At 66.7% G+C, this 26,907-nt stretch carries 22 protein-coding genes; 14 read left to right on the top strand and 8 right to left on the bottom strand.

The features are described 5' to 3' along the window. Positions 1-39 precede the first annotated feature (39 nt). Positions 40-1,545 (bottom strand): nucleobase:cation symporter-2 family protein, encoded by a 1,506-nt coding sequence (locus tag LDO22_RS10650; protein WP_224027058.1) that lies wholly within the window; start codon positions 1,543-1,545, stop codon positions 40-42. 147 nt (positions 1,546-1,692) lie between these two features. After that, positions 1,693-2,601 carry a factor-independent urate hydroxylase gene (gene pucL, locus LDO22_RS10645; protein WP_224027057.1) on the bottom strand — a complete coding sequence of 303 codons (909 nt, stop codon included), beginning with the start codon at positions 2,599-2,601 and terminating at the stop codon, positions 1,693-1,695. Positions 2,602-2,949: 348 nt separating this feature from the next. On the opposite strand from pucL, the gene LDO22_RS10640 reads away from it, so the two are divergent. Next, positions 2,950-3,150, top strand: a complete 201-nt coding sequence (locus tag LDO22_RS10640; protein WP_224027056.1) for a hypothetical protein — start codon at positions 2,950-2,952, stop codon at positions 3,148-3,150. A gap of 130 nt (positions 3,151-3,280) precedes the next feature. Next, a complete protein-coding gene (locus tag LDO22_RS10635) occupies positions 3,281-4,288 on the top strand; it encodes a family 16 glycosylhydrolase (protein WP_224027055.1) in 1,008 nt (335 codons plus the stop codon). A 57-nt stretch (positions 4,289-4,345) separates the two neighbouring features. Here LDO22_RS10635 and ligD read toward each other — a convergent pair whose 3' ends face one another. Continuing rightward, complete coding sequence (gene ligD, locus LDO22_RS10630) at positions 4,346-5,590, bottom strand: non-homologous end-joining DNA ligase (protein ID WP_224027054.1); 1,245 nt, start codon at positions 5,588-5,590, stop codon at positions 4,346-4,348. A 39-nt stretch (positions 5,591-5,629) separates the two neighbouring features. Next, on the bottom strand, positions 5,630-7,006 hold the full coding sequence (locus tag LDO22_RS10625) for an 8-oxoguanine deaminase (protein WP_224027053.1): 1,377 nt from the start codon (positions 7,004-7,006) through the stop codon (positions 5,630-5,632). A gap of 405 nt (positions 7,007-7,411) precedes the next feature. Here LDO22_RS10625 and LDO22_RS10620 point away from each other — a divergent pair, with 405 nt between their 5' ends. The 8 genes from LDO22_RS10620 to LDO22_RS10585 all read left to right on the top strand — a co-directional run bounded on the left by LDO22_RS10620 (position 7,412) and on the right by LDO22_RS10585 (position 17,864). Beyond that, positions 7,412-7,906: a nucleoside deaminase gene (locus tag LDO22_RS10620; RefSeq protein ID WP_159630648.1), complete on the top strand. Its 495-nt coding sequence runs from the start codon at positions 7,412-7,414 to the stop codon at positions 7,904-7,906. Positions 7,907-7,921: 15 nt separating this feature from the next. Further along, entirely contained in the window at positions 7,922-9,487 is a 1,566-nt protein-coding gene (locus tag LDO22_RS10615) for an NCS2 family permease (protein ID WP_224027219.1), read from the top strand. A gap of 97 nt (positions 9,488-9,584) precedes the next feature. Next, positions 9,585-10,808, top strand: coding sequence for an XdhC/CoxI family protein (locus LDO22_RS10610; RefSeq protein WP_224027052.1), 1,224 nt, complete (start codon positions 9,585-9,587; stop codon positions 10,806-10,808). Beyond that, a complete protein-coding gene (locus LDO22_RS10605) occupies positions 10,799-11,734 on the top strand; it encodes an FAD binding domain-containing protein (RefSeq protein ID WP_224027051.1) in 936 nt (311 codons plus the stop codon). The genes LDO22_RS10610 and LDO22_RS10605 overlap by 10 nt, the downstream gene beginning before the upstream one ends. Before the next feature lie 2 nt (positions 11,735-11,736). Then, positions 11,737-14,571: a molybdopterin cofactor-binding domain-containing protein gene (locus LDO22_RS10600; RefSeq protein ID WP_224027050.1), complete on the top strand. Its 2,835-nt coding sequence runs from the start codon at positions 11,737-11,739 to the stop codon at positions 14,569-14,571. Between the two features lie 90 nt (positions 14,572-14,661). Beyond that, positions 14,662-15,642 (top strand): aldo/keto reductase, encoded by a 981-nt coding sequence (locus LDO22_RS10595; RefSeq protein WP_224027049.1) that lies wholly within the window; start codon positions 14,662-14,664, stop codon positions 15,640-15,642. Between the two features lie 23 nt (positions 15,643-15,665). After that, the gene (locus tag LDO22_RS10590) at positions 15,666-16,319 is read left to right on the top strand and encodes a uracil-DNA glycosylase (protein ID WP_224027048.1); all 654 of its coding nucleotides are present in this window, start codon (positions 15,666-15,668) and stop codon (positions 16,317-16,319) included. A gap of 54 nt (positions 16,320-16,373) precedes the next feature. Beyond that, positions 16,374-17,864: an HNH endonuclease signature motif containing protein gene (locus LDO22_RS10585; protein ID WP_224027047.1), complete on the top strand. Its 1,491-nt coding sequence runs from the start codon at positions 16,374-16,376 to the stop codon at positions 17,862-17,864. Between the two features lie 19 nt (positions 17,865-17,883). Here LDO22_RS10585 and nboR read toward each other — a convergent pair whose 3' ends face one another. Both nboR and aceE read right to left on the bottom strand, forming a co-directional pair. Further along, positions 17,884-18,492, bottom strand: a complete 609-nt coding sequence (gene nboR, locus LDO22_RS10580) for a nicotine blue oxidoreductase (RefSeq protein WP_224027046.1) — start codon at positions 18,490-18,492, stop codon at positions 17,884-17,886. A gap of 57 nt (positions 18,493-18,549) precedes the next feature. After that, positions 18,550-21,303 carry a pyruvate dehydrogenase (acetyl-transferring), homodimeric type gene (aceE, locus tag LDO22_RS10575; RefSeq protein ID WP_224027045.1) on the bottom strand — a complete coding sequence of 918 codons (2,754 nt, stop codon included), beginning with the start codon at positions 21,301-21,303 and terminating at the stop codon, positions 18,550-18,552. A gap of 310 nt (positions 21,304-21,613) precedes the next feature. Here aceE and LDO22_RS10570 point away from each other — a divergent pair, with 310 nt between their 5' ends. From LDO22_RS10570 to LDO22_RS10555, 4 genes are read left to right on the top strand one after another with little or no spacing between them, the layout of a single operon-like run. Beyond that, positions 21,614-23,182 (top strand): NCS1 family nucleobase:cation symporter-1, encoded by a 1,569-nt coding sequence (locus LDO22_RS10570; protein WP_224027044.1) that lies wholly within the window; start codon positions 21,614-21,616, stop codon positions 23,180-23,182. Positions 23,183-23,207: 25 nt separating this feature from the next. Continuing rightward, positions 23,208-23,951, top strand: coding sequence for an aspartate/glutamate racemase family protein (locus LDO22_RS10565; protein ID WP_224027043.1), 744 nt, complete (start codon positions 23,208-23,210; stop codon positions 23,949-23,951). A gap of 14 nt (positions 23,952-23,965) precedes the next feature. Continuing rightward, positions 23,966-24,727, top strand: coding sequence for an SDR family oxidoreductase (locus LDO22_RS10560; protein WP_224027042.1), 762 nt, complete (start codon positions 23,966-23,968; stop codon positions 24,725-24,727). Positions 24,728-24,781: 54 nt separating this feature from the next. Next, complete coding sequence (locus tag LDO22_RS10555; RefSeq protein ID WP_159630670.1) at positions 24,782-25,447, top strand: Pr6Pr family membrane protein; 666 nt, start codon at positions 24,782-24,784, stop codon at positions 25,445-25,447. A gap of 18 nt (positions 25,448-25,465) precedes the next feature. Here the strand turns inward: LDO22_RS10555 and LDO22_RS10550 are convergent, their stop codons facing one another. Together LDO22_RS10550 and LDO22_RS10545 are read right to left on the bottom strand one after the other, a co-directional pair. Beyond that, a complete protein-coding gene (locus LDO22_RS10550; RefSeq protein ID WP_159630672.1) occupies positions 25,466-25,843 on the bottom strand; it encodes a sterol carrier family protein in 378 nt (125 codons plus the stop codon). Between the two features lie 38 nt (positions 25,844-25,881). Further along, entirely contained in the window at positions 25,882-26,898 is a 1,017-nt protein-coding gene (locus LDO22_RS10545) for an asparaginase (RefSeq protein ID WP_224027041.1), read from the bottom strand. Positions 26,899-26,907 lie beyond the last annotated feature (9 nt).

Here is a 26,907-nt window from a genome sequence, read left to right as displayed (position 1 = left end):
GCTGGAAGGTGCGGGCCGCCGTCGTTCGCGGTGTCCTTGCTAATGTTCTGGTGCCTTTTCGGCTGACTGGACGGGGACTTCCTTGCCGTCGCAGTCGATCAGCTTGCCGTTCTCGAACCGGTCACCTTCTGCCAGGCAGTGGAGGTCTTCGGCGCGCACCAGGCGCTCGGTGCCGGCCACGAACACGGACTGGTTGTCCGAATTGCCGGCCCGGAGGTGGTTGAACAGCAGGTTCAGCAGGATGGCCATCACGGCGGCGGAGCTGATGCCGGAGTGGAAGATGGTGCCGAACCACGTGGGGAACTGGTCGTAGAAGGTCGGGGCGGCGATGGGGATCATCCCGAAGCCGATGGAGGCCGCCACCACGATCAGGTTCATGTTGTTCTTGTAGTCCACCTTGGACAGGGTCCGGATGCCGCTGGCCGCGACCGTCCCGAAGAGAACGACGCCGGCGCCGCCCAGGACGGGGGTGGGCACCGCTGCGACCACACGGCCCAGGACGGGAAGCAGGCCGAGGACCACCAGGATCACGCCGCCGGCGCTGACCACGAAGCGGCTCTTGACGCCGGTGATGGCCACCAGGCCGACGTTTTGGGCGAAGGCGCTCTGGGTGAAGGAGTTGAAGAGCGGGGAGACGGCGCTGGAGAGCATGTCCGCGCGCAGGCCGTTGCCGATCCGCTTGGAGTCCACCTTGGTGCCCACGATCTCTCCCACTGCAATGATGTCCGCGGAGGTCTCCGTGAGGGTGACCAGGATGACGATCAGCATGGAGATGATGGCGGCGACCTCAAACGTGGGCGGGCCGAAGGCGAAGGGGGTGGGGAAGGCGACGATTTCGCCCTGGCCCACCTTGGAAAAATCGGCCATGCCGAAAACGACGGCGATCAGCGTGCCAAGCACCATGGCCAGCAGGATCGACAACCGCGAAATGGCGGCGCTGCCCACCTTGCTCAGGAGCAGGACGATGCCCATGGTGGCTGCGGCCAGGCCGATGTTTGCCACGCTGCCGTAGTTGGGTGCCTTGTTGTTTCCGCCCATGGCCCAGTTGGCTGCGACCGGCATCAGCGTCAGGCCGATGGTGGTAATCACTGTGCCGGTGACGACCGGTGGGAAGAACCGGATGATCTTCGAGAACAGCGGCGTGATCAGCAGCCCGATCAGGGACGCTGCGATGACAGAGCCGAAGACAGCCTGGATTCCGCCTCCGCCGTGGACGATGGCCACCATGGTGGAAACCCCTGCGAAGGACACACCCTGCACCAGGGGCAGCTGGGAACCGAAGAAGGGGACGCCGACGGTCTGCAGGATGGTGGCCAGGCCGCCAACGAAAAGGCAGGCAGCAATGAGCAGGCCGATGTCCTGGGAATTCATTCCCGCGGCGGCGCCGATGATCAGGGGCGGGGCGATGATGCCGCCATACATGGTGAGGACGTGCTGGAAGCCGTAGGCAAACATGCTGCCGATCGGGAGCCGCTGGTCTTCCGGACGGGCCGGCCGGGCGCCTCGCTGGGCGGCCGCGGGGGCCAGTTTCTTCTTGATGTTCATGGCAGACTTTCTTGGTTCATGGCAGACGTCATCGTCTGGCTAACTGGTGTCTGGCTAACAGGTAAGGCTGTGGGAGGTGCTTCAGGGTTTGGCGGTTGAGCCTGCGGGTCGCCAAACCCGGCAGGCTCAACCACCTGGTGGAGTGCTTTAGCAGAAGCCGGCGATGCCGGACCAGGCCGCCGGGGCTGCCGCGGCATCGTCGCGCTGGACGGTGGCCTCGATCAGGCCGTACGGACGGTCGGCCGCGAAGAAGACCTCGTTGGGGTTGTCCAGGCCGAACGGCGAGAGGTCAACCAGGAAGTGGTGCTTGTTGGGCATGGAGAACTTGATCTCGTCGATTTCGCTGTGCGCCTCAAGCACCTTGGTCCCCATGTCGAACAATGTCTGCTGCAGGGCGTGGGAGTACTTCTCCGTGAAGCCTTCGAGCAGGAGACCCTTGACGTCGTCGTAGCTCTTGTTGAAGTCCAGCGCGCTGAAATCGGTGCCGGTCTTGAAGCGCCAACGGGCTGAAACGTCCGTTGCCAGGATGCGGTCGGTGGTCTCGGGGAGGGTGGTGTAGCGGTCCCGGGGGTAGCCGACAAAGCCGGACTGGGTGGACTTGAGGACGGTCAGGTCCTTCAGTCCGGAGATGAGGTGGCTGGTGGCGCCGTCCCGGACCAGGACCGCGGTCCGGACTTCCTGGCCGTTGCGGACGAACGAGTGGTCGTGTTCGCTGCCGTGGGCCTGGATCCGGTCCCAGGCGTAGGACTCGGCTTCCCAGCGTCCGCCGGTGACCCAGTCGAAGCTGGAGGTGAAGTGCTCCCCGAGGCGCAGGAGGAACTCTTCCGGCGAGCCGATGCCTTCCCGGGCAAAGGCGTAGATGGTGTTCTTCTGGGTGTCGGTGGCCACCACGTGGGCGTTGTCGCCCTCCAGGTGGGCCGCTGCAAAGTCGCCGCGCAGCTGCGAGGTGACATTCAGGTCCTCAATCTCGTGGCGGTTCGTGTCGCGGGTGATCTTGACGACCCGCACTTCTGCCTTGCCGTACTGGTTTTCGCCGAGGATAATCTTGCTGCTCATGGTCTTTTCCCAACTTCCGGTAAGTGGAACCTAGGTTCCATCACTGAAATTAAGCGCGCGTTTCATGCGCGTTTCCGATGGAGCCGACCCAACAAAAAAAGAGCCGGCATCCGTTGATGCCAGCTCATTACGACCCTGCCTGCTGCTCCCAGGTTACGTGACCTGCGCCACGAGTTGCATACCAGCGTACCCCTGCAATCCGGTGGTGTACATCACAGACTGAAAATTCCGTTTGTGACCGTCCGGGCGCCGGGAGTGTAGGGCTGACCTCTTGACCGCCCCCCAATGCCCGCCTATTCTTTTCACATAGCAGAAATTGCTTTCCATAATATGAAAAAGGAGGTTCCGATGTACCAGCAAGACAACCATCCTGTTCCGGCAGCACCGTCCGCAGGGCCCGGTGCGCAGGAGTTCTACCTCCCCCTCGGCGGAGGAGTCGACCCTGATCTGTACGTGCCGGAGGAGCGCCTCCACTCCACCGGGCGCCTGTCCCGGTGGATCCAGTCGCTGCGTACCCCGGCAGCGAAAGCGCGTAAAAGCCGTCCCTAAAGCTGAGTAGCGGCTACTCGGGACTGGCGTGGGAAATTCTTCTAGCCTTGCACGATAGACAGCCGACCGTGGGCTTGGAGGCTTCGTCCTTGGTCTGGCCATCGCCATTACGTGCGAGGGAAGGACAGCGATGCCACAAGCCACAGCCCGCCTACTGCAGGTCCTGTGCTGTGTGCTGGTCGTTGCAGGGCTCTCGGGCAGTGCCATGCTGCAGGCGGGGCAGCCTGATGCCTCACCGCCCGGACAGGAGGCGTCGGTGGCCGGTACCGACCCCGGGCCCGCGCTTTCAGATTCCACCGGTGGCACTGGTGCGGAACAGCCGGCCGCTCCGGGCGGGACTGACGCATCAGCTGCCCAGCCGCCGGCAGCGGAGCAGCCCAGCGCGGAAGAACCGGCCAAAGCCCAGGAAGCCCCCGCCGATGGCCCGGTAAGTGAAGCCCTGGTCAAGGGCACCCCCGTTGTGGCCAGCAAGGAGGGCGGTCCGCTCGGCCCTCCGGGAGCGTGGAAGCTGGTGCTCGATGAGGAATTCGACACCCTCAACACCAGTCTTTGGACTCCCTACTGGTTCCGTGACTGCCATCCCGGATCGACAAAGAACGGGGTCAAGACCTGTTCCAGCAATGTCAAAGTGGAGAACGGAAACGCGGTCCTGCAGCTGTCCGACGCAGAATCGGGGGCGCTGCTGTCCACCAATCCCAAGGACGGCGTTCCGGGCCATGTGGGGTTCCAGTACACCACCGGCTACGTTGAGGCCCGGATCTACTTCCCGGGAACCTGCTCGGGCGGTATCTACAACTGGCCGGCCTGGTGGACCACCGGCCAAAAGTTCCCCGCAACCGGCGAGATCGACATTGCAGAACCCCTCGCCGGGACCATGACCACGGTCTATCACTCTGCGGACAGGGATCCCGCAAAATGGTTCATTGGATGCTGGGCGGGCGGCTACCACACCTACGGGGTGCACCGGAAGGCCGGCGTCAACGACGTCTACTTCGACGGGAAGCTTGAGTTTTCCTACCCCACCAGCGACGGCAATGCCCCGCACTACCTCCTCCTGAATGTCGGCATCAACCCAGACAAACTGGTCCTGGGCAAAACCGGAGCCATCAAGGTGGACTGGGTGCGGGCCTGGCAGTAGCCCGGAACCTGCCCTCCGGCTGCCAGTACCCAGTCTCCGTCTCCGCGTGCTCGTTCCTCAGGCCCTGGGCCGCCCCGGCCACTGCCTGCCGGCCCAGGGGTCGTAGTCGGCGATGAGCTCCTCCTGCGGCGGCCGCTCGCCGTCGGGGACGTGCTGCAGGTTGACCCGTACCCGGTACCAGAGCGAGCTGGACCCGCGCATCCCGTCGACCAGGATGTCGGCAGGCTGCAGGGAATTCACGACGGCGGCGTGCCGGGACTTCCATTCGTCGAGCGCAGCCAGCGCTTCCGGCTTGGTCCTGGTCCGGGCCACTTCGATGAGCGGCATCAGCGACTGGCGGCGGCCGGACCCGTTGCCGCTGCGCGGAGCCTTCTCCGCCGGACCCAGTTCCTTCGCCAGGGCCAGCAATCCATCCAACGATCCGGCCGCCCCGTCAATGCCTGCGTGCGGATCGCCGGTTTCTGCAAACCGCTTCAGCATCGTGGGAACAGTGAACTGTCCAGGCCGGGCCGTGCGCATCTCCTCCCACGTGAGCGGCGCTGAAACGCGGGCATCCGGCAATGGCCTGACTGAGTAGGCGGACGCGACCGTACGGTCCTTGGCATTCTGGTTGAAGTCCACGAAGACGCTCTCGCCGCGCTCCTCCTTCCACCACCGTGCCGTCGCAAGGCCGGGAGCCCGGTTTTCCACTTCCCGTGCCAGGGTTTCGGCAGCCAGCCGGACATCGGAGTAGGACCACTCCGGGGCAATGCGGACCAGGATGTGAAGTCCGCGCGACCCGCTGGTCTTGGGCCATCCCACCAGGCCCACGTCATCGAGCACCTCCTGGGCCACGTACGCCGTATCCACGATCTGCGACCAGTCCACGCCCGGCATGGGGTCAAGGTCCACCCGCAGTTCGTCCGGGTGTTCCAGGTCCTCTGCCCGCACGGGATGCGGGTTCAGGTCCAGGCAGCCAAGGTTGATGACCCAGGCCAGGCCGGCGGCATCCCGGATCACGGCTTCCTCGGCCGAGGTCCCGGACGCGTAATGCAGTGTGGCGGTACCAACAAAGGGCGGGTGGTTTTCCGGCACGCGTTTTTGGAAGAACGGCTCGGCGTCAATGCCTTTCGGGAACCGCTTGAGCACCATGGGCCGGCCGCCCGCGCCCCGCAGTGCGCCCTCCGCCACTGCAAGGTAATAGCGCACCAGGTCGAGCTTGGTCAGCCCCGGCTCCGGGAATACCACCTTGTCCGGGCTGGAGATGCGGACTTCGATTCCATCGATGTCGAGAACCTCGGGCGGCGTCTTTGACGGGGTCATGCCGCCACGGTAGCAGCGGCCCGGACCGCTGTCAGCCGTTCACCGGCCGCCGTTGACCAGGCGCCGTGCCGCGGCTGAGTGCTCTGCGATGAGCCCTGCGATGTCCAGTCCGGGGATCTGGCCGTCCACCACCCGCCACTTCCCGCCGACCATCACCCGGTCGGCCCTGTCGGCGGCGCAGAGGAGGAGGGCGGCGATGGGGTCGTGGCTGCCGGAGAAGCGCAGCTCATCCAGGGTGAACAGCGCCAGGTCGGCCTGCATCCCGGGTGCCAGCTGACCCAGTCCCCGCCGGCCCAGCACGGCAGCCGAGCCGCGGGTGGCCCAGCCCAGCGCCCGCTCCACCGGAACGTCGGCCCCGTAGCGCAGCCGCTGCAGGTAGAGCGCCTGGCGTGCTTCCAGGATCATGTTGGAGGCATCGTTCGACGCCGAACCGTCCACGCCGAGCCCCACCGGTACCCCGGCATCCTCCAGTTCCAGGACCCGGGCTGTTCCGGAGGCAAGCCTCATGTTGGAGGTGGGGCAATGCGCGACGCCGGTCCCCGCCGCACCGAGGCGGGTGATCTCGGCGTCGCTGAAGTGGATGCCGTGGCCCAGCCAGGTGCGGTCCGTCAGCCAGCCCACGCTGTCCAGGTAGTCCACCGTGCGCAACCCGAACATCTCCCGGCAGAAGTCCTCCTCGTCAAGGGTCTCTGCCAGGTGCGTGTGCAGCCGGACGTCCAGCCGTTCAGCGAGGGCAGCGCTTTCGGCCATGATGTCCTTCGTGACCGAGAACGGGGAGCACGGGGCCAGGGCGACCTGGATCACGGCATCGTCGCCGCGCTCGTGGTACGTGGAAACCAGGCGCTCGCTGTCCGCCAGCACCACCTCCGGATCCTGCACCGTGGACTGTGGCGGCAGGCCGCCGTCGTCGGTTCCAAGGGTCATGGAGCCGCGGGTCAGTGTGGCCCGCATGCCCAGCCGGCGCACTGCTTCCACCTCGATGTCAATGGCATCCTCGAGCCCTGCCGGGAAGAGGTAGTGGTGGTCCGCTGCGGTGGTGCAGCCGGACAGCAGCAGTTCGGCGAGGGCAGCCGTTGCGGCCAGTTCCAGGTCCTTGGGAGTGAGCCGCGCCCACACTGGATAGAGGTTCTGCAGCCAGGGGAACAGTGGGGCGTTGGCCACCGGGCCCCAGGCGCGGGTGAGGGTCTGGTAGAAGTGGTGGTGCGTGTTGACCAGGCCGGGCAGCAGTACGTGTTTGCCGGCGTCGAACGTTTCGGTGCAGGGCGCGGACGGCTGTTGGCCGGCGGCAAGGACCTCTGTGATAACACCGCCGCTGACCACCACGCCGCCGCAGGCGTCGAGGGAGTTGGCGGTAAACGCGGCCAACGGATTCCTGATCCAGAGCCGGCTGATGGGGGCAGGGGAGGAAATGGTCATGGGCTGTCCTTGTCTGAGCGGAGTGCGGTGCAGTTATATCCAGCTCAGTGAGGCCCTGTCTGCTGATCCAGGTTCCCGTGCAGTCGGGCGGCGCGGGTGCGACCAGAGTAGGGAAACGGCCTGGCCTGCGTCAATGCCTCTGTTTGTGACCGCGGAGACGGACGGGCCGGTGAAGAGCGCGAAACATAGATTTCACATCGCGAAATTAAATTTCCAGAAAACTATGGCGCGGCCCACAAAGCGGTGCTAATCTCGATTCTGCCAAAGGCGGGCGCCCGAACCCGGGAAGCTATCTACCAGGCGCAACTTAACCTTCACAGCACATGCTGAAGCCTGGTAACCGTTCGCACCTGGTTTTACTGGTCCTGCGCGGCAACAGGCTTCCCGGCAAAAGGAAGTCGCATCATGAGTACCACCGTCACGGCCGAACAGTTTTTGGCCCGCTCCATCCGGCTGGCAACGGCCAACGTCCTCAACAGCGGAGGCCCGTTCGGCGCCATGATCGTCACGGCGGACGGCAAGACGTTCGACGGCGTCAACCGCGTCACTGCTGACAACGATCCCACCGCCCACGCTGAAGTCACCGCCATCCGCACCGCCTGCCGCGAGCTGGGGACCTTCGACCTCAGCGGCGCCACCCTCTACACCAGCTGCGAGCCGTGCCCCATGTGCCTGGCCTCCGCACTCTGGGCACGGGTCAGCCGCGTTGTCTACGCGGCGGACCGCCACGACGCCGCCTCGGTCGGCTTCGACGACGCAGTGTTCTACGAATACTTCGACAACCAGGACAGGGATTCCCTGATGCCGGTTTCCAAGCTGGAGCTGGGCGATCCCCAGGCCCCGGCCCCGCTGGAACCGTTCACCACCTGGAACACGCTCGAAACCAGGATTGACTACTAGGGCCCGGTGGCTGACATGACAATCCTGGACAATTCCGCTGAAAAGCAGGCTGCGCTGCTCCCCAACGGGAACAACAGCGCAGAGCCCGCAGCGGCACGCGAAACGCAAAAGGCAACCGGACGGACGCGGCTGGGAAGCACCCCGCCGGCGCCGGACTCCCTCCTGGACCGGTTCTTCCACATCACGCAGCGCGGCTCAACCCTTGCCCGCGAATTCCGTGGCGGCCTGGTCACCTTCTTCACCATGGCGTACATCGTCATCCTCAACCCCCTCATCCTGGGCGGGTTCAGCGCGGACAACGCCCCCACCGACGTCGCCGGGGGCTGGCTCTCCGCCGCGCAGGTGGGCGCCGTCACCGGCCTCACCGCCGGCGTCATGACCATCCTCTTCGGCCTCATCGCCAACCTGCCCTTCGGGCTCGCCGCCGGACTGGGCATCAACTCCTTCCTTGCCGTCTCGGTGATCCAGGAAGTCACCTGGCCCGAGGCCATGGGCCTGGTGGTGATCAACGGCATCCTGATCGTCCTGTTCGGCGTCACCGGCGCCCGGACCGCCATCTTCCGGGCCGTCCCCAAGGAACTGAAGGCCGCCATCACCGTCGGCATCGGCCTGTTCATCGCCTTCATCGGCTTCGTGGACTCCGGCTTCGTCCGGCCCACCGCGGGCGGCCCGCCCGTCCAGCTGGGCGACGGCGGCTCCATCACCTCCGTGCCCACGCTGGTGTTCGTCGTCGGCCTCCTTGCCATGGGCATCCTCGTGGCGCGCAAGGTCCAGGGCGGACTCCTGATCGGGATCGTCGGCACCACCGTGCTGGCCGCCGTCGTGGAAGCAGTCATGAAACTGGGCCCCGCCAGCGCCACCAACCCCGGCGGCTGGCACCTGAACACCCCGGTCCTGTCCGGCCAGCTGGTGTCCGCCCCGGACCTGGGCCTCGTAGGCCACTTCGACCTCTTCGGCTCCTTCGCCAGGATCGGCGGACTCGCAGCCACCATGCTGGTGTTCACGCTCGTGTTCACCAACTTCTTCGACGCCATGGGCACGATGACCGGCCTGGCCAAGAGCGCCGGCGTCGCCCACAAGGACGGCACCTTCCCGCGGCTGAAGTCCGCCTTCATCGTGGAAGGCTTCGGCGCCGTGGCGGGCGGGGCCACCTCCGGTTCCTCCAATACCGTCTACATCGACTCGGCAGCCGGCATCGGCGAAGGTGCCCGCACCGGCCTGGCGTCGGTGGTCACCGGCGTCCTGTTCCTCGGCTCGATGTTCCTCACCCCGCTCACCGGCGTGGTGCCGCTCGAGGTTGCCGCCGCCGCCCTGGTGGTGGTGGGGGCCATGATGATGGCGCAGATCCGGGAGATCAAGTTCACCAAGTTCACCGTGGCCCTGCCGGCTTTCCTCACCATCGTGACCATGCCGCTGAGCTACTCGATCGCCAACGGCATCGGCGTGGGCTTTGTGAGCTGGGCCGTGATCGGGGCGGCATCCGGCAAGGCCAAGAAGATCCATCCGCTGATGTGGGTGGTGAGCGCCGGGTTCCTGGTGTACTTCGCCCGCGGGCCGATCAACGCCCTGCTGGGCGGCTAAGTAGTGCCCTTTCCTTCCGGGGGCCGTGCCAGCCCTTGGCCCGGCCCCCGGAAGGACCGACAATTGACACCACCGCTGCGGAAGAAGGAGCGACGCCATGCTTGACCTGATCCCTTCGCTCGGCCCCTGGGTGCCCCGGCTCGCAGCCCGGGAGTTCGCCGTGGCCACCATCGTGGCGGCCTCCGGGTCTGTGCCGCGGCCCGTGGGAACGTCCATGCTGGTCGCCGGTTCCGGTGACGTGCTGGGCAGCTTGTCCGGCGGCTGCGTGGAAGGCGCCGTGGTGGCGCTCGCCCAGGAGGCAATGGACGACGCCGTCCCGCGCCACGGGACCTTTGGCTTCAGTTCCGCAGATGCCTTCGCGGCCGGACTCACCTGCGGGGGCGAACTGGGCATCCAGATCCAGCCCGTGACCGCGGCCGTGCCCGGCGAAACCCCGCACCCGCTTCGGGCCGCCCTGCTGCAGCTCGCCGGCCTGGGTCCGGCCCACCCCGTGGCGTTGGTACGGCTGCTCGGTACTCCAGGATGTGCCGCCGTCGTCCTCTCCGATCCGGGCGCCTTCCGCCTGGCGGCATCTTCGGAGCTGGCAGCGCTGCTGCACGGGGAACCGGCCCTGCAGGTGGAATCCCTGGTGCGCAGCGGCGGTGCCGGGCTGGTCCGGCTCCTGCAGCCGGGCGAATGCGCCCCCGCCAAGTCCGGCGACGCTCAACCTGCCGCGGAACCCGCCATCCTGGTGGAGTCCAGGCTGGCCCCGCCGCGGATGCTGGTATTCGGCGCCAACGACTTCGGTGCCGCACTGGTCCCCGCAGCCAAGCTGCTGGGCTACCACGTGACCCTCGTTGATGCCCGGCCAGCCTTCGCGTCCCAGCCCCGGTTCGCGGCCGCCGACCAGGTGGTCACCGACTGGCCGCACCGCTACCTGGCAGCGGAAGCGGCGGCAGGCCGGACGGACAGCCGCACCGTGGCCGCCGTCCTCACCCATGACCCCAAATTCGACCTCCCCCTGCTGGAAACGGCGTTGGCCCTGGACCTCGCCTACGTTGGCGCCATGGGGTCCCGGCGGAGCCACCTCCAACGGGTTGAGCAGCTCCTCAACGCGGGCGTCGCGCCGGAGCGTATCGCCCAGCTCCACTCACCCATCGGCCTTGACCTCGGTGCGGTCACTCCCGCCGAAGTGGCGGTATCCGTCACCGCTGAACTGATCGCCGCCCGCACCCGCGCAGCCAGCTGCCAGCCGCTGCGGGAAACCTCCGGCACCATCCATCACCACCCGGCTGCCCCGGCGCCCACAGACCTTAATACGCAGGAGATCGCATGGACATGAACACCATCGAGGCGGTGGTCCGCACCGCCGACCCCGCACAATGGCGCGACGGCGACGCCTGGCTTGCCGGCGGCACGGTCCTTTTCTCCTACGGCAGCCATGCGTTTGGCCCGCGGCCGCTCAAGCGGCTGCTGGACCTCGGCGACGCCGGCTGGACGCCCATCACCGTCACCGGAGACGGGCTTGAGCTCGCAGCCACCTGCACCATCGCGCAGCTGTACGGCCTGCCCGGTACCCCGGAGGCAGCCGGGCTCAACTGGCCGGGGCTGGACCTGGTCCGTGCATGCTGCGATTCATTCGTGGCGTCCTTCAAGGTGTGGAACATGTCCACGGTGGGCGGCAACCTCTGCACCTCGCTGCCCGCCGGTCCCATCATCTCGCTGTGCGCCGGACTGGATGGCGTGGCCACCGTCCTCGCGCCAGGCGGTTCCAGCCGTACCGTCCCCGTGGCGGAGTTCGTCACCGGGGATGCGCAAAACTGCCTGGCACCCGGCGAGCTGCTTCGCAGCGTCCACCTGCCGGCGTCGGCCCTTTCCGCCCGCGTGGCCTTCCGGCGCCTCTCCCTCAGCAACTTGGGCCGGTCCGGGGCGCTGCTCATCGGACGGCTCGACGGCGACGCCTCCCTAATCCTGACGGTCACCGCCGCCACCAAGCGGCCGGTGCAGCTGCGCTTCGACACGCTCCCGGACGCAGAGCGGCTGACCGCCGCGCTGGATGACCACATCCCCGCGGAGCTCTACCACGATGACATCCACGGCCTGCCTGCATGGCGCCGGGACATGACCTCCCGGCTGGCCGAGGAAATCCGCGCAGAACTCGCCGCACGCGCCAGTGCCCACGATGTTCCTGTCTCCGGCGACTTCTGGCCGCCCCGGGCCGGCGACAGGCCGGCCGCAGGGACTACCACACTGCCGAAAGGGGCCTGAGCATGGCCATCGAGATTAACGGAACCCCCGCCGGCGCGGACCCGCGCCCGGGGCAATGCCTGCGGACGTTCCTGCGCGAGCAGGGCAACACCGGCGTGAAGAAGGGGTGCGACGGCGGAGACTGCGGTGCCTGCACCGTGCACGTGGACGGGACGCCGGTCCACAGCTGCATCTACCCGGCAGTACGCGCGGAGGGCCATGCGGTCACCACGATCGAGGGGCTGGCCGCCGCCGCCGGTGGTCCCGAGGGGGAGCTGCACCCGGTGCAGCAGCAGTTCATGGAACGCCAAGGCTTCCAATGCGGCTTCTGCACGGCGGGCATGGTGATGACGGCCGCCACGTTCGACGACGACCAAAAGGAGAACCTGCCCCGCAACCTGAAGGGCAACCTCTGCCGCTGCACCGGCTACCGCGCCATCGCCGACGCGGTCTGCGGGAACGCCGGCCACCCCGATCCCCAGGGACCGGGATCCGGTATCGCAGGGGAGGGGCAGCCTGACCCGGAGCCGGGCCGTTTGGGCGACGACGTTCCCGCGCCTGCCAGCCGGGCGGTGGTCACCGGGACCGCCCGTTACACCCTGGATCTCCCGGGTGACCAGCAGCGGGCACTGCTGCACCTGAAGATCCTGCGCTCGCCGCACACACACGCCCGGGTGGTGTCCATTGATACGGAAGCAGCCTTGAAGATTCCGGGGGTGGTGGCGGTCTTCACCCACGAGGATGCGCCGGAGCAGCTGTTCTCCACCGCCCAGCACGAGCTCTTCACCGACGACCCGGACGATACGCGGGTGTTGGACGACGTGGTGCGCTTCATTGGCCAGCGGGTGGCCGCCGTCGTCGCCGAGTCGGTGGGCGCCGCGGAGGCCGGGGTGCGGGCGCTCCAGGTGGAATACCAGGAACTGCCCGCCGTCTTCTCGCCGCAGGAGGCCCTGCGTCCCGGCGCGCCGTTGGTCCACGGGGACAAGGATGCCGCCCGCTCCCGCATCTCGCGGCCGGACGGCAACGTGGTGGCGGAACTGCACTCGGAGCTGGGGAGCGTGGCTGACGGCTTCGCCGCCGCCGATTTTATCCACGAACAGACCTACCAGACCCAGCGGGTGCAGCACGTGGCACTGGAAACCCACGCGGCCATCGCTTCGGTGGACGCCGAAGGGCGGCTCCAGGTCCGCACATCCAGCCAGGTCCCGTTCCTGGTCCGCCGCACCCTGTGCCGGGTATTCGGTTTGCCGGAAGACAAAGTGCATGTGGTGGCGGGCCGCGTCGGCGGCGGATTTGGCGGCAAGCAGGAGGTCCTTACCGAGGACCTCGTGGCGCTCGCGGCCCTGAAGCTGCAGCGGCCGGTCCAGCTGGAACTGACCCGCACCGAGCAGTTCACCGCCACCACCACCCGGCACCCGTTCACCATCAAGCTGAAGGCCGGGGCCAGCAGGGAAGGGCGGGTGACCGCGCTCGAATTGGACGTCGTGACCAACACCGGCGCCTACGGCAACCACGGCCCCGGCGTCATGTTCCACGGCTGCGGCGAATCCCTGGCTGTGTACAACTGCGCCAACAAGAAAGTGGATGCGCATTCGGTCTACACCAACACCGTGCCGTCCGGTGCGTTCCGCGGGTACGGGCTGAGCCAGATGATCTTCGCCATCGAGTCCGCCATGGACGAGCTCGCCGCCGGAATCGGCATGGACCCTCTGGAGTTCCGCCGGCGCAACATGGTCCGCGAGGGCGACCACATGCTGTCCACCCAGCCGGACCCGGAGGAAGACGTCCACTACGGCAGCTACGGACTGGACCAGTGCCTGGACCTCGTCCGGGATGCCCTGGACCGCGGCAAGGCCAGGTACCGGGACGCAGGCCTGGATGACCTTGGACCCGACTGGATGGTGGGTGAAGGGGCCGCCCTGTCCATGATCGACACCGTGCCCCCGCGCGGCCACTTTGCCCATTCCCGGCTCCGGCTGCTGCCGGACGGGACGTACCAGGCCGACGTCGGGACCGCCGAGTTCGGCAACGGCACCACCACCGTGCACGCCCAGCTGGCGGCTACAGCCTTGTCCACGGAGGCCTCCAGGGTGGCGGTGCGGCAGTCGGACACCGACCTGGTGGAGCACGATACGGGTGCGTTCGGCTCCGCCGGCACCGTGGTGGCCGGCAAGGCGACCCTGGCAGCCGCGGAAGAGCTGGCTGTCCGGATCCGCGCCTTTGCCGCCGGGATCCGGCAGACCCAGGCGTCCGCTTGTGTCCTCGACGGTGACGCCGTGGTGGTCGACGGAACTCCCGTGGCACTGGCTGAACTGGCGCGGGCCGCCGCGGATGCCGGCGTCGAACTGGCCGCGGAGGGGCGCTGGGGCGGTACACCGCGCTCGGTCGCCTTTAACGTGCACGGCTTCCGGGTGGCGGTAAACCGCGGCACCGGCGAACTGAAGATCCTGCAAAGCGTGCAGGCAGCGGACGCCGGGGTGGTGGTCAACCCGCGCCAGTGCCGCGGACAGATCGAGGGCGGGATCGCCCAGGCCCTGGGTGCCACGCTGTATGAGGAAGTGGTGGTGGACGACGCCGGAAAGGTCACCACGGACATCCTGCGGCAGTACCACATCCCTACGTTTGCGGACGTGCCGCGCAGCGAGGTGTACTTCGCCGACACGAACGACAAGATGGGTCCGCTGGGGGCGAAATCCATGAGCGAAAGCCCGTTTAATCCGGTGGCTCCGGCGCTTGCCAACGCCATCCGGAACGCGACGGGAGTGCGGTTCACATCCCTGCCGATCGCTCGTGACCGGATCTACCTGGGGCTCAAGGAAGCGGGACTGGTGCCCGGGCTGGAACAGGTTCCTGCATAGGACCACGCCGGGGGCCACATGCGGCTCCCGGGGTCTGCCCCGGGCGGGGCGGATCTGACCCCGGCTTGCATCGTTGCATATAGTCGGGGGATGGAACAGCGGATTTTAGGCAAGACCGGACGGAATGTGTCCATTGTGGGGCTCGGCACCTGGCAGCTCGGCGCGGACTGGGGCAACGTGGACCCGGCGCAGGCACAGGCGATCCTCGCGGCTTCCATGGAAGCGGGAGTCACCTTCTTTGACACCGCCGACGTCTACGGTGATGGACGCAGCGAGCAGGCCATCGGGAAGTTCCTGAAGGAGAACCCGGGCCTCGGCATTACCGTGGCCACCAAGATGGGCCGCCGGATGGAACAACAGCCCGAAAACTACACCCTGGCCAACTTCCGCCAGTGGGTGGACCGTTCCAGGAAGAACCTGGGGACGGACACGCTGGACCTGGTCCAGCTGCACTGCCCGCCCACTCCCGTCTACAGCAACAACGAGGTCTACGACGCACTGGACACCCTGGTGTCCGAGGGCGCCATCCGCAACTACGGCGTCTCCGTGGAACGCACGGACGAGGCCCTGGAAGCGATCCGCCACGAGGGAACCGCTTCCGTCCAGATCATCCTGAACGCCTTCCGGCTCAAGCCCCTGGACGACGTCCTGCCGGCCGCCAAAGCCGCAGGCGTGGGCATCATTGCCCGTGTTCCGCTGGCATCGGGCCTGCTGTCCGGCAAATACTCCAAGGACACCACGTTCGCGGAGAACGACCACCGGAACTACAACCGCAAGGGCGAGGCCTTCGACGTCGGGGAAACCTTCTCCGGCGTGGACTACGAGCTGGGCCTGAAAGCTGTGAAGGAGTTCGAGCAGCTGGTGCCGGAGGGCGCCACCACCGCCCAGGCCGCCATCGCCTGGATTGCTGCGCAGGACGGGGTCAGCACCGTGATTCCGGGCGCCCGCAACGTGGAACAGGCCCGTGCCAACGCGGCCGCGGCTGGCGTCAGCATCGGCAAAGAGTCCGACGACGGCGTCCGCTGGATCTACGACCACTACTTCCGCGAGGCCATCCACCCGCGCTGGTAACTACAGCGTCCAAGGTGGCGGGAGTGGAGCCTGCTTCCGGCATCGCGGCATTCGTTGAGCAGCTTGCAGTGGTCGACACGGGTGCTGCGGCCAACAATTTCTTCAACCACGCAGTTCCGGAGAATGCGCTCCGCCGGCACAACCTGGAGCTCTACCTGCAGGAGATGCTGGAACGCCGGCCCAAGGTACTGCTGGTGGGGGAGGCGCCCGGCTTCAGGGGCATGCGGATCACCGGGGTGCCCTTCACCAACAGGGTCATCCTCGGAGGGGCCGCCAACAGCTTTGGGCTTTTCGGCCCTGGCAAGGGCTACGTGCTGCCGCCCGAAGCTGCGGGAGTTGCCGCGGAGCCCACCGCCACCGTGCTCTGGCAGGTCCTGGAAGAAGTGGGGTTCCTTCCACTGCTGTGGAGTGCCTTTCCCTGGCACCCGCACCAACCGGGAAATCCCTTGTCCAACCGCACGCCCCGGCCCTCCGAGACCAAGCTCGGCACGCCTTTCTGGCAGGAGCTCGCGGAACTGTTCGGCATCAGTACCATCGTGGCCGTAGGCAACGTGGCCCAGCACAGCCTGCAACGCAGCGGCCTGGACGTACCGAAGATCCGGCATCCCGCCCACGGTGGCAGGTCCGGTTTCAAACTGGGGCTGGAGCAATTGCTGGAGCGTGGGATGCCGGCCTGAGCTGATTCTCCGCGTCCGGTCTTGAATGTCGTACCCCTTTGTCATGATGGGTTTATGGGGAAGGCAACGGTGGTAAGGGCTTTTGAGGAGATCAAGGCTGCCCTTGCTGTGCTGAATGCGGAGGCGGATGGGGCGCGTGCGGTGCCTTTTTCTGCGGCTGACCCTCTGGCTGGTTTGGCGGATGGTTGCCTGGAGATTCTGGCCGGGTCCCGTGAGGTTGAAGCCGGGATCGCTGCGGTGAAGGCCAAGGCTGCCGTTGGGTATATGGAGAGCGCCGCTGCTGTTGCGGGGCCGGATGTTCCGGTGCGGGCGCAGGAGATGGCGGTCGCGGCGGAGATCGGGTGTGTGCTGGCCCTGGGTCCGCGGGCGGCGTCGTCGTTCCTGGTCACCTCGCACGCGGTCACGGCGACGTTGCCGCGGACGCTGGAGGCGTTGCAGGCCGGGGCGATTTCCTGGAGCCACGCGGTGGTGATGGCGGACGAGACAGCGTGCCTTGATCCTGCCGGGGCTGCGGCGTTGGAAGCCCATTTCCTTGACCCGGACGCCCCGGACCCGGCGCGGGGGTGCCCGGTGGGGCAGTTGCCGGCGCACCGGTTCAAGGCCAAGGCCCGGACCTGGCGGGAACGCCACCAGGCCGGGTCCATCGAAAAACGCCACGCCAAAGGGGTCGCGGACCGGCGGGTGGAGTTCCGCCCGGACCAGGACGGGATGGCCTGGCTGTCCGCGTACCTTCCCGCGGACCAGGCCCTGGCCGGGTGGAACCGGCTCACCGCGGCCGCCCGGGGCATGCAGGGACCGGACGAGCCCCGCAGCATGCCCCAACTCCGGGCCGACACCTTCGCCGAGGCGATCCTCACCAATGGCACCACGAACGACGCCGAAACCCGCGGCAGCAGTATCTTCACCGAGGGCGCGGGTGCCGCCCGGGACCGCGCGGAATCACCGATCCGTGCGCAGGTGCTGGTCACGGTCCCGGTGTTCTCCCTGCTGGGTCTGACCGATGAACCGGCGGTGCTGGACGGGTACGGTCCCATCCCGCCGTCAATGGCCAGGGCACTCGTCGCCTCCGGTGCGGGCTCGTTCTACCGGGTGTTGGTGGATCCTCGGGACGGGGCACCGTTGGAGATCGGCCGGACAAGCTACCGGGTCACCGGCGCGATGCGGGCGTGGCTGCGGCTGCGGGATGGCAAATGCCCGTTCCCTGGCTGCAGCAACAACTCCCTGGACAACGACGCCGACCACATCCTCGCCTGGGCCAACGGCGGCACCACCGGAATCAGCAACCTGGGACAGCCCTGCCCGAAACACCACAAACTCCGCCACACCACCGCCTGGAAACCCACCCCCGCCACCAAGAACGAACCACCCGGCTGGACCTCACCCACCGGCCGCCACTACCAAAGCGAACACCAGGACTGGGAACCACCACGCTGGCCGGATCGGAAGTGGCCGGACGGAAAGTGGCCGGGCAGCGTCGACCTCGTTCGCCATGGCGCGTCCCCCTGGGAGGATGCCCTTGAGCGGTTCCTGCGGGCTCACGCCTGACGGTCTCCGGGTGCTGGTGCTACTGGAGCAGGCCAAGCTGGTCCGGTGTGTCCACGTCCTCGCCCGTGTCCTGGTCGCTGCAGTCAACCTCATCCACAAGATGCGGATGGCTCCGCAGGAAGCCACGGGCCCCGGCGTCACCCGTCACCGTTGCACACACGGCGTCGCGCAGGGAGGCGTCGATGACCAGGGGATGCCCGCGGCGGAGCCCCGCCGCACCGCCGTCGTTGGAATCACGACGGCCGTACGCGGCCGCGGTGATCCGCCCAGGGCGGTGGCAGGACAACAGGCGGTGCACCGTTTCCAGTGTCAGGCCCGGCTGGTCCACCAGCGCGACCAAGAGATGGTCTGCCGGGTCCGAGGCCTGGTTGCCGAGCAGGAAGGAACTGCCCATTCCTGATTCCCATTCCGGGTTGGTCAGCACGCGGCAGCCGTCCAGCCTGGCGGCAGCCTCAACCTGGGCCGCACCTGCACCGAGGACCACCACCACCTCCCGGCAGCCACCGTCGAGCAGTGTTCCGGCGATAGCCTCCACCAACGGGCGTCCCCGGTACGGAAGCAGGGCCTTCGGGCCCAGTCCCAGGCGGGTGCCCGCCCCTGCGGCGAGCACCACCCCGGTGGTCCTCATTCCCGCTGAACTGGTCCTGCTTCCGTCACCCATAGCTGCACCCTACGGGAGCAACGCTCAGGCGTCGCCACCCGCCCCACCGGTGGTGCCGGCGTTGACGTCCAGGAGTTTGTAGCGGTCCATGGCGTACGACGGCGCGCCCTCCTCCACGTCGCCCCTCGCCGCGAGCATCTGCAGGACTTTCACCACGATGGAGTGGGTGTCGTTCTTGAAGAAGCGGCGGGCTGCTGCGCGGGTGTCGGAGAAGCCGAAGCCGTCGGCGCCGAGGGTGGCGTATTCGTTGGGGACGAATTGCCGGATCTGGTCGGGGACGGCTTTCATGTAGTCGGAGACGGCGACGATGGGGCCGGTGGCGCCTTCGAGTTGCTGGGTGACGAACGGGACGCGGGCGGGTTGGCCGGGGTTGAGGAAGGCTTCCTCTTCGGCGGCGAGGCCGTCGCGGCGCAGTTCGTTCCAGGAGGTCACGGACCAGACGTCGGCGGAGACGTTCCAGTCATCGGCAAGCACGCGCTGGGCTTCGATGGCCCAGGGCACGGAGACGCCGGAGGCTAGGATCTGGGTGCGGGGACCGTCGATCTTGGCCGGGGCGAGCAGGTAGATGCCCTTGATGACGCCTTCGACGTCGAGGTTCTCCGGTTCTGCGGGCTGGATGATGGGTTCGTTGTACACCGTGAGGTAGTACATGAAGTTCTTGTCGCAGTTGTGTCCCTCGGACTCTTCCCCGTACATCCGTTCCAGGCCGGAGCGCATGATGTGTCCGATTTCGTAGCCGTAGGCGGGGTCGTAGGTGAGGACGGCGGGGTTGGTTGAGGCCAGCAGGGGGGAGTGTCCGTCGGCGTGCTGGAGGCCTTCGCCGGTGAGGGTGGTCCGTCCTGCGGTGGCGCCGATGATGAAGCCGCGGGTCATCTGGTCTCCGGCGGCCCAGAAGGCGTCGCCGGTGCGCTGGAAGCCGAACATGGAGTAGAACACGTAGACCGGGACCAGGGGTACGCCGTGGGTGGCGTAAGAGGTTCCGGCGGCGGTGAAGGCTGCCACGGCGCCGGCTTCGTTGATGCCGGGGTGGATCAGCTGCCCTGCGGGGGATTCCTTGTAGGCCAGGACGAGGTCCCGGTCCACCGACAGGTAGTTCTGCCCCTTGGGGTTGTAGATCTTCGCCGTCGGGAAGAACGCGTCCATGCCGAACGTGCGGGCTTCGTCCGGGATGATCGGGGCGATGTGCTTGCCGAAGTTCTTATCCCGCATCAGGTCCTTCAGGAGCCTGACGAACGCCATGGTGGTCGCAGCCTGCTGCTTGCCCGAACCGCGCTTGGCCACCTCGTAGGACTTGGCCTCCGGCAGCACGATCTCGGCGTGGGTGTCGCGGCGCTCCGGGACGGATCCGCCCAGGGCCGCCCGGCGCTCCATCATGTACTTGATTTCCGGGGCGTCGTTACCGGGGTGGTAGTACGGCGGCCGGTAGGAGTCCTTCTCCAGCTGCTCGTCGGTGACCGGGATCCGCAGGTGGTCGCGGAACTTCTTCAGGTCATCGAGGGTGAGCTTCTTCATCTGGTGGGTCGCGTTGCGGCCCTCGAAGTGCGGGCCCAGGCCGTAGCCCTTGACGGTGTGGGCGAGGATGACGGTGGGTTTGCCCTTGAATTCGGTGGCGGCCTTGTATGCGGCGTAGACCTTGCGGTAGTCGTGGCCGCCGCGTTTGAGGTTCCAGATCTGGTCATCGGTGAGGTCCGCGACGAGGTCCTTGGTCTGCGGGGTCTTGCCGAAGAAGTGTTCGCGGACGAACCCGCCGGACTCTGCCTTGTAGGTCTGGTAGTCGCCGTCGACGGTTTCGTTCATGATCTTTACCAGGGACCCGTCGGTGTCGCGGGTGAGCAGGTCATCCCACTCCCGTCCCCAGACGACCTTGATCACGTTCCAGCCCGCGCCGCGGAAGAACGCTTCGAGTTCCTGCATGATCTTGCCGTTGCCGCGCACCGGGCCGTCCAGGCGCTGGAGGTTGCAGTTGATCACGAAGTTCAGGTTGTCCAGGTTCTCGTTCGCTGCCAGCTGCAGCAGGCCCCGGGACTCGGGCTCGTCCATTTCACCATCGCCCAGGAACGCCCAGACCTGCTGGTCCGAGGTGTCTTTCAGGCCCCGGTTGTGCAGGTAGCGGTTGTTCTGGGCCTGGTAGATCGCGTTCATCGGCCCGATGCCCATGGACACGGTGGGGAATTCCCAGAACTGCGGCATCAGGCGCGGGTGCGGGTAGGAGGACAGGGCGTGGCCCTCGCGGGACTTTTCCTGCCGGAACCCGTCCAGGTCTTCCTCGGACAGGCGTCCTTCCATGAATGCCCGGGCGTACATGCCGGGGGAGGCGTGGCCCTGGAAGAAGACCTGGTCCCCGCCGCCGGGGTGGTCCTTGCCGCGGAAGAAGTGGTTGAAGCCGACCTCGTACAGGGTCGCGGCCCCGGCGTAGGTGGAGATGTGTCCGCCGACTCCGATATCGGGCCGCTGCGCCCGGTGCACCATGACCGCGGCGTTCCACCGCATGTACGCCCGGTAGCGGCGCTCGAACTCCTCGTTGCCCGGGAACGCAGCTTCCTGGTCCACCGGGATCGTGTTCACGTAGTCGGTGGTGGTCACCATCGGCATACCCACGCTCTGCGCGCCGGCGCGCTGCAGCAGGCTCCGCATGATGTATTGGGCACGCTCGGTGCCCTGTTCCCTGATCAACGCGTCCAGGGACTCAACCCACTCGGCAGTCTCTTCCGGATCACGATCAGGCAGCTGGTTAGTCAACCCGCTGAGGATATGGGAGGTATCTTCTCCTGCAGCCACGGCAGCCTCTTTTCGTCATTGAATGCATTAGGCAATATTTTCGTATTGCGAGAAAATATTATTGCTAGATGAGATTACTGCCAGCCTGTCGGCCGGTCAACGTGATGGGTGCCACCAGCGCGGGGATTGCCGCACGCGGCCCCGAAGGAACGCATTGTGACCGGGCTGGGCACCCTGCGGCACTTGACCCGCAGTGACCCGGGTCATACTCTTATTTCACTATTCAATATCTCGTTTCCGCAATGTGGAATAACAGAAACGACGCAGGTCGGCCTCACCACACGGAATACTCCAAAGAATTGAGACCCCTATGCAAACCCCTCCCACGGCGGGCGTTGATGCTGAGCAGGGCGTGACAGTGCCGTCAGCTCCTGCAGCACATCCCGCCGGCAGCGTTGAAGCCCTCTGCGAATCAGCCAGCGCCGCCTCGGGCACGGCCATCAGCCCTTCCCTGTACAACTCCGATCTTGCCCCAACCAAGCGCGCCGGCCGCAGCTGGACCAGCTACAGCATCTTCACCCTTTGGGCGAATGACGTGCACAGCCTGGGCAACTACGCCTTTGCCATTGGACTGTTTGCCTTGGGCCTGGGTGGGTGGCAGATCCTCATGGCGCTCGGCATTGGCGCGGCGCTGCTGTTCGGACTCCTGACGCTTTCCGGATTCATGGGCGTCAAAACCGGTGTTCCCTTTCCGGTCATGAGCCGCATCAGCTTTGGTATCAGGGGAGCGCAGATTGCCAGCCTCCTCCGCGGTGCCGTGGCTGTGGCCTGGTTCGGCATCCAGACGTACCTCGCTTCCGTGGTGTTCCGCGTGATGCTCGTAGCCATGTTTCCTGCGTTGGCAGACGTGGACAAAGACTCCATCCTGGGCCTGTCCACGCTGGGCTGGATGGCATTCGTGACCCTCTGGGTGGTCCAGTTGGTGATCGTCAGCTTCGGGATGGAAATGATCCGCAAGTACGAGGCCTTCGCCGGCCCCGTCATCCTTGCCACCATGGCCGCGATGGCCGTCTGGATCTTCGTGGAAGCAGGAGGAAGCATTGCCTGGTCCTCGGACAAGGCCTTGGAAGGGCCGGAAATGTGGCTCACTATTTTCGCCGGCGGCGCCCTGTGGGTCTCCATCTACGGCACCTTCGTCCTGAACTTCTGCGACTTCACCCGCTCCGCGGTATCCAAGAAGGCTGTAGTGCGCGGCAATTTTTGGGGCATCCCCATCAACATGCTGCTCTTCGGAGCCATTGTGGTGGTGATGGCCGGCGGCCAGTTCAAGATCAACGGCACCATCATCAAGAGCCCGTCGGACATCGTCCAGACCATCCCCAACACGCTGTTCCTGGTCCTGGCCTGCCTTGCCCTGCTGATCCTGACCATCGCAGTGAACCTGATGGCCAACTTCGTGGCCCCCGTCTATGCGCTGACCAACCTGTTCCCCAAGCGGCTCAACTTCCGCAAGGCGGCGATGGTCTCGGCCACGATCGGCCTTCTCATCCTGCCCTGGAACCTCTACAACAACCCACTGGTCATTGTGTACTTCCTTGGCGGCCTCGGTGCGCTGCTCGGCCCGCTGTTCGGCGTCGTCATGGCTGACTACTGGCTGATCCGGCGTGGCATGGTCAACGTGCCGGAACTCTATACGGCGTCCCCGGACGGGGCGTACTTCTACAAGAAGGGCGTCAACCCCAGGGCGATTATCGCCATGGTTCCCGCTGCCGTCCTGGCCCTCCTCATCGCCTTCGTTCCGGGGCTGGCCGCCGCGGCGCCGTTCGCCTGGTTCTTTGCCGCCGGTATCGCCGCAACGCTCTACTTCTTCATCGCCGACCGCAACCAAAGACTCGTGGACCACGACGGCGAGGCCATCGCCGTCGCCAGCACCCACTGAGCCCACCCCACTAAGGAACCACCCCATGCGCATACTCGTCGCAAACGTCAACACCACCTCGTCGATGACCGACTCGATTGCGGCCTCTGCACGGAGCGTGGCCGCAGCCGGGACGGAAATCGTCGGCATCACCCCGAGGTTTGGCGCGGACTCCTGCGAAGGAAACTTCGAAAGCTACCTGGCTGCCATCGCTGTCATGGATGCCGTCACGTCCTACCCGGAACCGTTCGACGCCGTTATCCAGGCCGGCTATGGCGAACACGGCCGCGAAGGGCTGCAGGAGCTCCTGGACGTGCCGGTGGTGGACATCACGGAGGCCGCCGCCAGCACGGCCATGTTCCTGGGCCACAAATACTCCGTGGTCACCACCTTGGACCGCACGGTTCCCCTCATTGAGGACCGGCTGAAGCTGGCCGGGCTGGACGCCAGGTGCGCCTCAGTCCGGGCCAGCGGCATGGCCGTGCTGGAGCTTGAGGAGGAGCCGGACCGCGCCGTGGAAGCCATCATCAACCAGGCCATGCTGGCGGTCACCCAGGACAAGGCCGAGGTCATTGTCCTGGGCTGCGGCGGCATGGCCGGGTTGGACGAACAGATCAGGCAGCGGGCCGGCGTTCCCGTGGTGGACGGTGTGGCCGCCGCGGTGACCATCGCTGAATCACTGGTCAGGATGCGCCTGTCCACCTCCAAGGTGCGGACCTTCGCTGCCCCAAGGCCCAAGACCGTCATAGGCTGGCCACTGAACACGCCGGCCGTGCCGGCACAGCTCTGAGCCAGGAGAACACCGTGAGCACCCCCCAGCAGGTCCGAAGAGTAGCCGTCGTCACCGGGGCCGGATCCGGCATCGGCAGGGAGGTTGCCCGGCAGATGCTGGCCGACGGCTACCGCGTGGCACTTGCCGGCCGCCGGGAGGCGCAGCTGAAGGAAACCGCGGATGGCAGCCCGGACGCGCTGGTGGTGCCGTGCGACGTCACCCGGCCCGACGACGTCGAACGGCTTTTCGAGGCGGCCAGGCAACAGTGGGGACGGGTGGACGTGCTGTTCAACAACGCCGGCGTCTTTGGCCCGGCGGCCGGTGTGGACGAAATCAGCCTGGCGGACTGGAACGCAACGCTGGCCGTGAACCTCACGGGATCCATGCTGTGTGCCGCCGCAGCCGTCCGGGCCATGAAGGGGCAGGAGCCGCAGGGCGGGCGGATCATCAATAACGGCTCCATCTCCGCGCATTCGCCGCGCCCCAGGACTGTGGCCTACACAGTCACCAAGCACGCCATGACCGGCCTGACCAAGAGCATTGAACTGGACGGCCGCGGCTACGGCATCACCTGCGGGCAGATCGACATCGGCAACACGGCCACCGAGATCATGGACACCATCGGCGTCGGCTCCGGGGCGCTGCAGGCGGACGGCAGCCGCAAGGTGGAACCCATGTTCCCGGTGGCGGACGCGGCGCGCGCGGTGCTGATGATGGCCAACATGCCCGCCTCGGCCAGCGTGGGCTCGCTAGTGGTCACCGCCGCGGGCATGCCCTTCATCGGACGCGGGTAGCCACCCCGGGCAGTGCTGCGGGGCCGGCCATAAAGAAGGCCCTAGGATCAGGCCATGACCGCAAACAGGGGACTGGCCCTTTTCCGCTTCTGGTTCGCACTGCTGGGCTTCGTGGCGGTGCTGTTCCAGTTCCTGCACCTGGTCCAGAACGTGCCCGGGGCCAAAGCCGGAAACTACTTCAGCTACTTCACCATCGAGTCCAACATCATCGCCTTCGTGACCCTGGCGACCGCGGGCTGGTACGCGTGGAAAGGCAGCAGCCCGCGGTGGCTCGAGCTGCTCCGCGGCGCCGCCACCGTCTACATGACCATTACTGGGATCACGTACAGCCTGCTGCTCAGTGACGTGGACGTGAACACACCCATCCCGTGGATCAATGTAGTGCTGCACTACACCATCCCCACCGTTATGGTCATCGACTGGCTGGTGGACCTGCCCCGGACCCGGATCCCGGTCCGGACCTCCCTGGTGTGGCTTTCGTTTCCGGTCCTCTACCTTGCCTACAGCCTGGTCCGGGGCCCCATCGTGGACTGGTACCCGTACCCATTCCTTGATCCGAGGGCTGCCGGCTACGGCACGGTCGCCGTGATGTCGGTCCTGATCGCGCTCGGCGCTTTTGCTTTTGCCGTGGTGGCGGCGCTGTCCACCCGGCTGCAGAACCGGGTCCCGCATGCAGCGGCGCGCCCGGCCGAGGTGGATCCGGCTGCCCGTTCCATCTGACCCGCAGGTGGGGCCAGGTTAGAGGGGGAGCAGGGCCGAGAGGTCCGCACGCAGGCCGGACGCCGCCACTTTGTGGGCAGCGACCGCGTCCGCCCACGCCATCCGGCCGGTGACCATGGCAAGCCAGGTGGCGGCGTCGCACTCAATGACGTTAGGTGGGGTCCCGCGCGTATGCCGTGGGCCTTCCACGCACTGGGTGACGCCAAAGGGCGGAACCCGCACCTCGACCGAGTTGCCCGGCGCCCGCGCCGTCAACTCCTCCAGGGAGTACCGCACGGCAGTGGCCAGAACGGTCCGAGGCAGGGGAGTGCCCGACGGCGGCTGCGCAGCTTCCAGCCATGCCTTCAGCGCTGCCTTGCCTTCCTGGACGTCAATACGACGGCGGGCTACGGCCATGCTCTCAGTCTTCCTTTCGCGTCGGGTGGAGACGGGTGTCAATCCAGGAGTGCCGAAACCGCCGGCCCCAACCGGATCTTGCCGACCGGCCGGCCGCCGCCCAGCACGGGTTCCACCACCTTCTCCAAGGCGCTGGCAACCCCCGGGATCTCGACCGCGCCGGCAGCGGCAAGCAAGGTCAGGGCCACCAGCGAGGTTGCCCGGATGTTCCCGTCCAGGATTTTCACGGCGACCGAGACCCCCTGGGGCGTGGCCATTGCGAGCACACCCTCGGCCCCGATCTTGGCGATGATCTCCAGCTCGTCCATGACCACGGTGTTGGCTTCGCCGCGGCCCTGGACGGCCCACGGATAATCGAGCATCGACGTGGCGATCGTTGCGGCCCTGGCGCTGTAGCTGTGGTCGCCCGGGGCCTTGGCGAGCTGTGAGTATGCCTGGGCCAGGCCCTTGAGGGAAACGGCCGCTAGGGGGGCGCCGCAGCCGTCAATCCCAAGATGGGCGATCTTCCCGCCGGTGTACTCCTCGATGACGCTGCGGACCCGCTGCTGCAGGGGGTGGTTGGGCTCCAGGTAGCTGTGGGTATCCCACCCGTTCTCCGTGCAGGCCCAAAGGAAAGCGGCGTGCTTTCCGGAACAGTTGTAGGCCAGCCGCGACTTCCCCTTCTCGGAGCGCACGAGCCAGTTCCGGGCCGTTTCGTCCTGAGGCCACGCTTCCGGGCATTGAAGCTGGTCTTCGCGGACACCGGCCGCCTTGAGCATTCCAGCCACGACGTCCATGTGGTCCAAGGATCCTGTGTGGCTTCCGCATGCGATGGCAACCTGGGCGCCACGCAGCGGAACGCCGGACTGCATGGATGCCAGCGCCTGGAACGGTTTCAGGGCGGACCGGGCGTAGATGGGCGTATTGATGTCGCCCAGCTCGGTCACCACCGCGCCGTCGGCGGACAGGAGGACGGCGGAGCCGATGTGCCGCGACTCCACGAAGCCGCTGCGTTCAATCACAGCCAGTTCGACGGCGGAGTCCACGGTAAAGGTTGCGTGCGGATTGTGCGGCATACGGCCAGT

The organism is Arthrobacter sp. NicSoilC5 (assembly GCF_019977395.1).
In the GTDB taxonomy this organism is placed as follows: Bacteria; Actinomycetota; Actinomycetes; order Actinomycetales; family Micrococcaceae; genus Arthrobacter.
Note: the sequence above shows the minus strand (reverse complement) of the source record. Positions and strands in the feature narration are given on the sequence as shown.

Coding starts and splice junctions, on each gene's coding strand:
- LDO22_RS10635 (WP_224027055.1), top strand. CDS start 3,281: ATGCCACAAGCCACAGCCCGCCTACTGCAGGTCCTGTGCTGTGTGCTG.
- LDO22_RS10585 (WP_224027047.1), top strand. CDS start 16,374: ATGGGGAAGGCAACGGTGGTAAGGGCTTTTGAGGAGATCAAGGCTGCC.
- LDO22_RS10640 (WP_224027056.1), top strand. CDS start 2,950: ATGTACCAGCAAGACAACCATCCTGTTCCGGCAGCACCGTCCGCAGGG.
- LDO22_RS10625 (WP_224027053.1), bottom strand. CDS start 7,006: ATGACCATTTCCTCCCCTGCCCCCATCAGCCGGCTCTGGATCAGGAAT.
- pucL (WP_224027057.1), bottom strand. CDS start 2,601: ATGAGCAGCAAGATTATCCTCGGCGAAAACCAGTACGGCAAGGCAGAA.
- LDO22_RS10550 (WP_159630672.1), bottom strand. CDS start 25,843: ATGGCCGTAGCCCGCCGTCGTATTGACGTCCAGGAAGGCAAGGCAGCG.
- nboR (WP_224027046.1), bottom strand. CDS start 18,492: ATGAGGACCACCGGGGTGGTGCTCGCCGCAGGGGCGGGCACCCGCCTG.
- ligD (WP_224027054.1), bottom strand. CDS start 5,590: ATGACCCCGTCAAAGACGCCGCCCGAGGTTCTCGACATCGATGGAATC.
- LDO22_RS10595 (WP_224027049.1), top strand. CDS start 14,662: ATGGAACAGCGGATTTTAGGCAAGACCGGACGGAATGTGTCCATTGTG.
- LDO22_RS10570 (WP_224027044.1), top strand. CDS start 21,614: ATGCAAACCCCTCCCACGGCGGGCGTTGATGCTGAGCAGGGCGTGACA.
- LDO22_RS10650 (WP_224027058.1), bottom strand. CDS start 1,545: ATGAACATCAAGAAGAAACTGGCCCCCGCGGCCGCCCAGCGAGGCGCC.
- LDO22_RS10615 (WP_224027219.1), top strand. CDS start 7,922: ATGACAATCCTGGACAATTCCGCTGAAAAGCAGGCTGCGCTGCTCCCC.
- LDO22_RS10620 (WP_159630648.1), top strand. CDS start 7,412: ATGAGTACCACCGTCACGGCCGAACAGTTTTTGGCCCGCTCCATCCGG.
- LDO22_RS10610 (WP_224027052.1), top strand. CDS start 9,585: ATGCTTGACCTGATCCCTTCGCTCGGCCCCTGGGTGCCCCGGCTCGCA.
- LDO22_RS10600 (WP_224027050.1), top strand. CDS start 11,737: ATGGCCATCGAGATTAACGGAACCCCCGCCGGCGCGGACCCGCGCCCG.
- LDO22_RS10555 (WP_159630670.1), top strand. CDS start 24,782: ATGACCGCAAACAGGGGACTGGCCCTTTTCCGCTTCTGGTTCGCACTG.
- LDO22_RS10605 (WP_224027051.1), top strand. CDS start 10,799: ATGGACATGAACACCATCGAGGCGGTGGTCCGCACCGCCGACCCCGCA.
- LDO22_RS10545 (WP_224027041.1), bottom strand. CDS start 26,898: ATGCCGCACAATCCGCACGCAACCTTTACCGTGGACTCCGCCGTCGAA.
- LDO22_RS10565 (WP_224027043.1), top strand. CDS start 23,208: ATGCGCATACTCGTCGCAAACGTCAACACCACCTCGTCGATGACCGAC.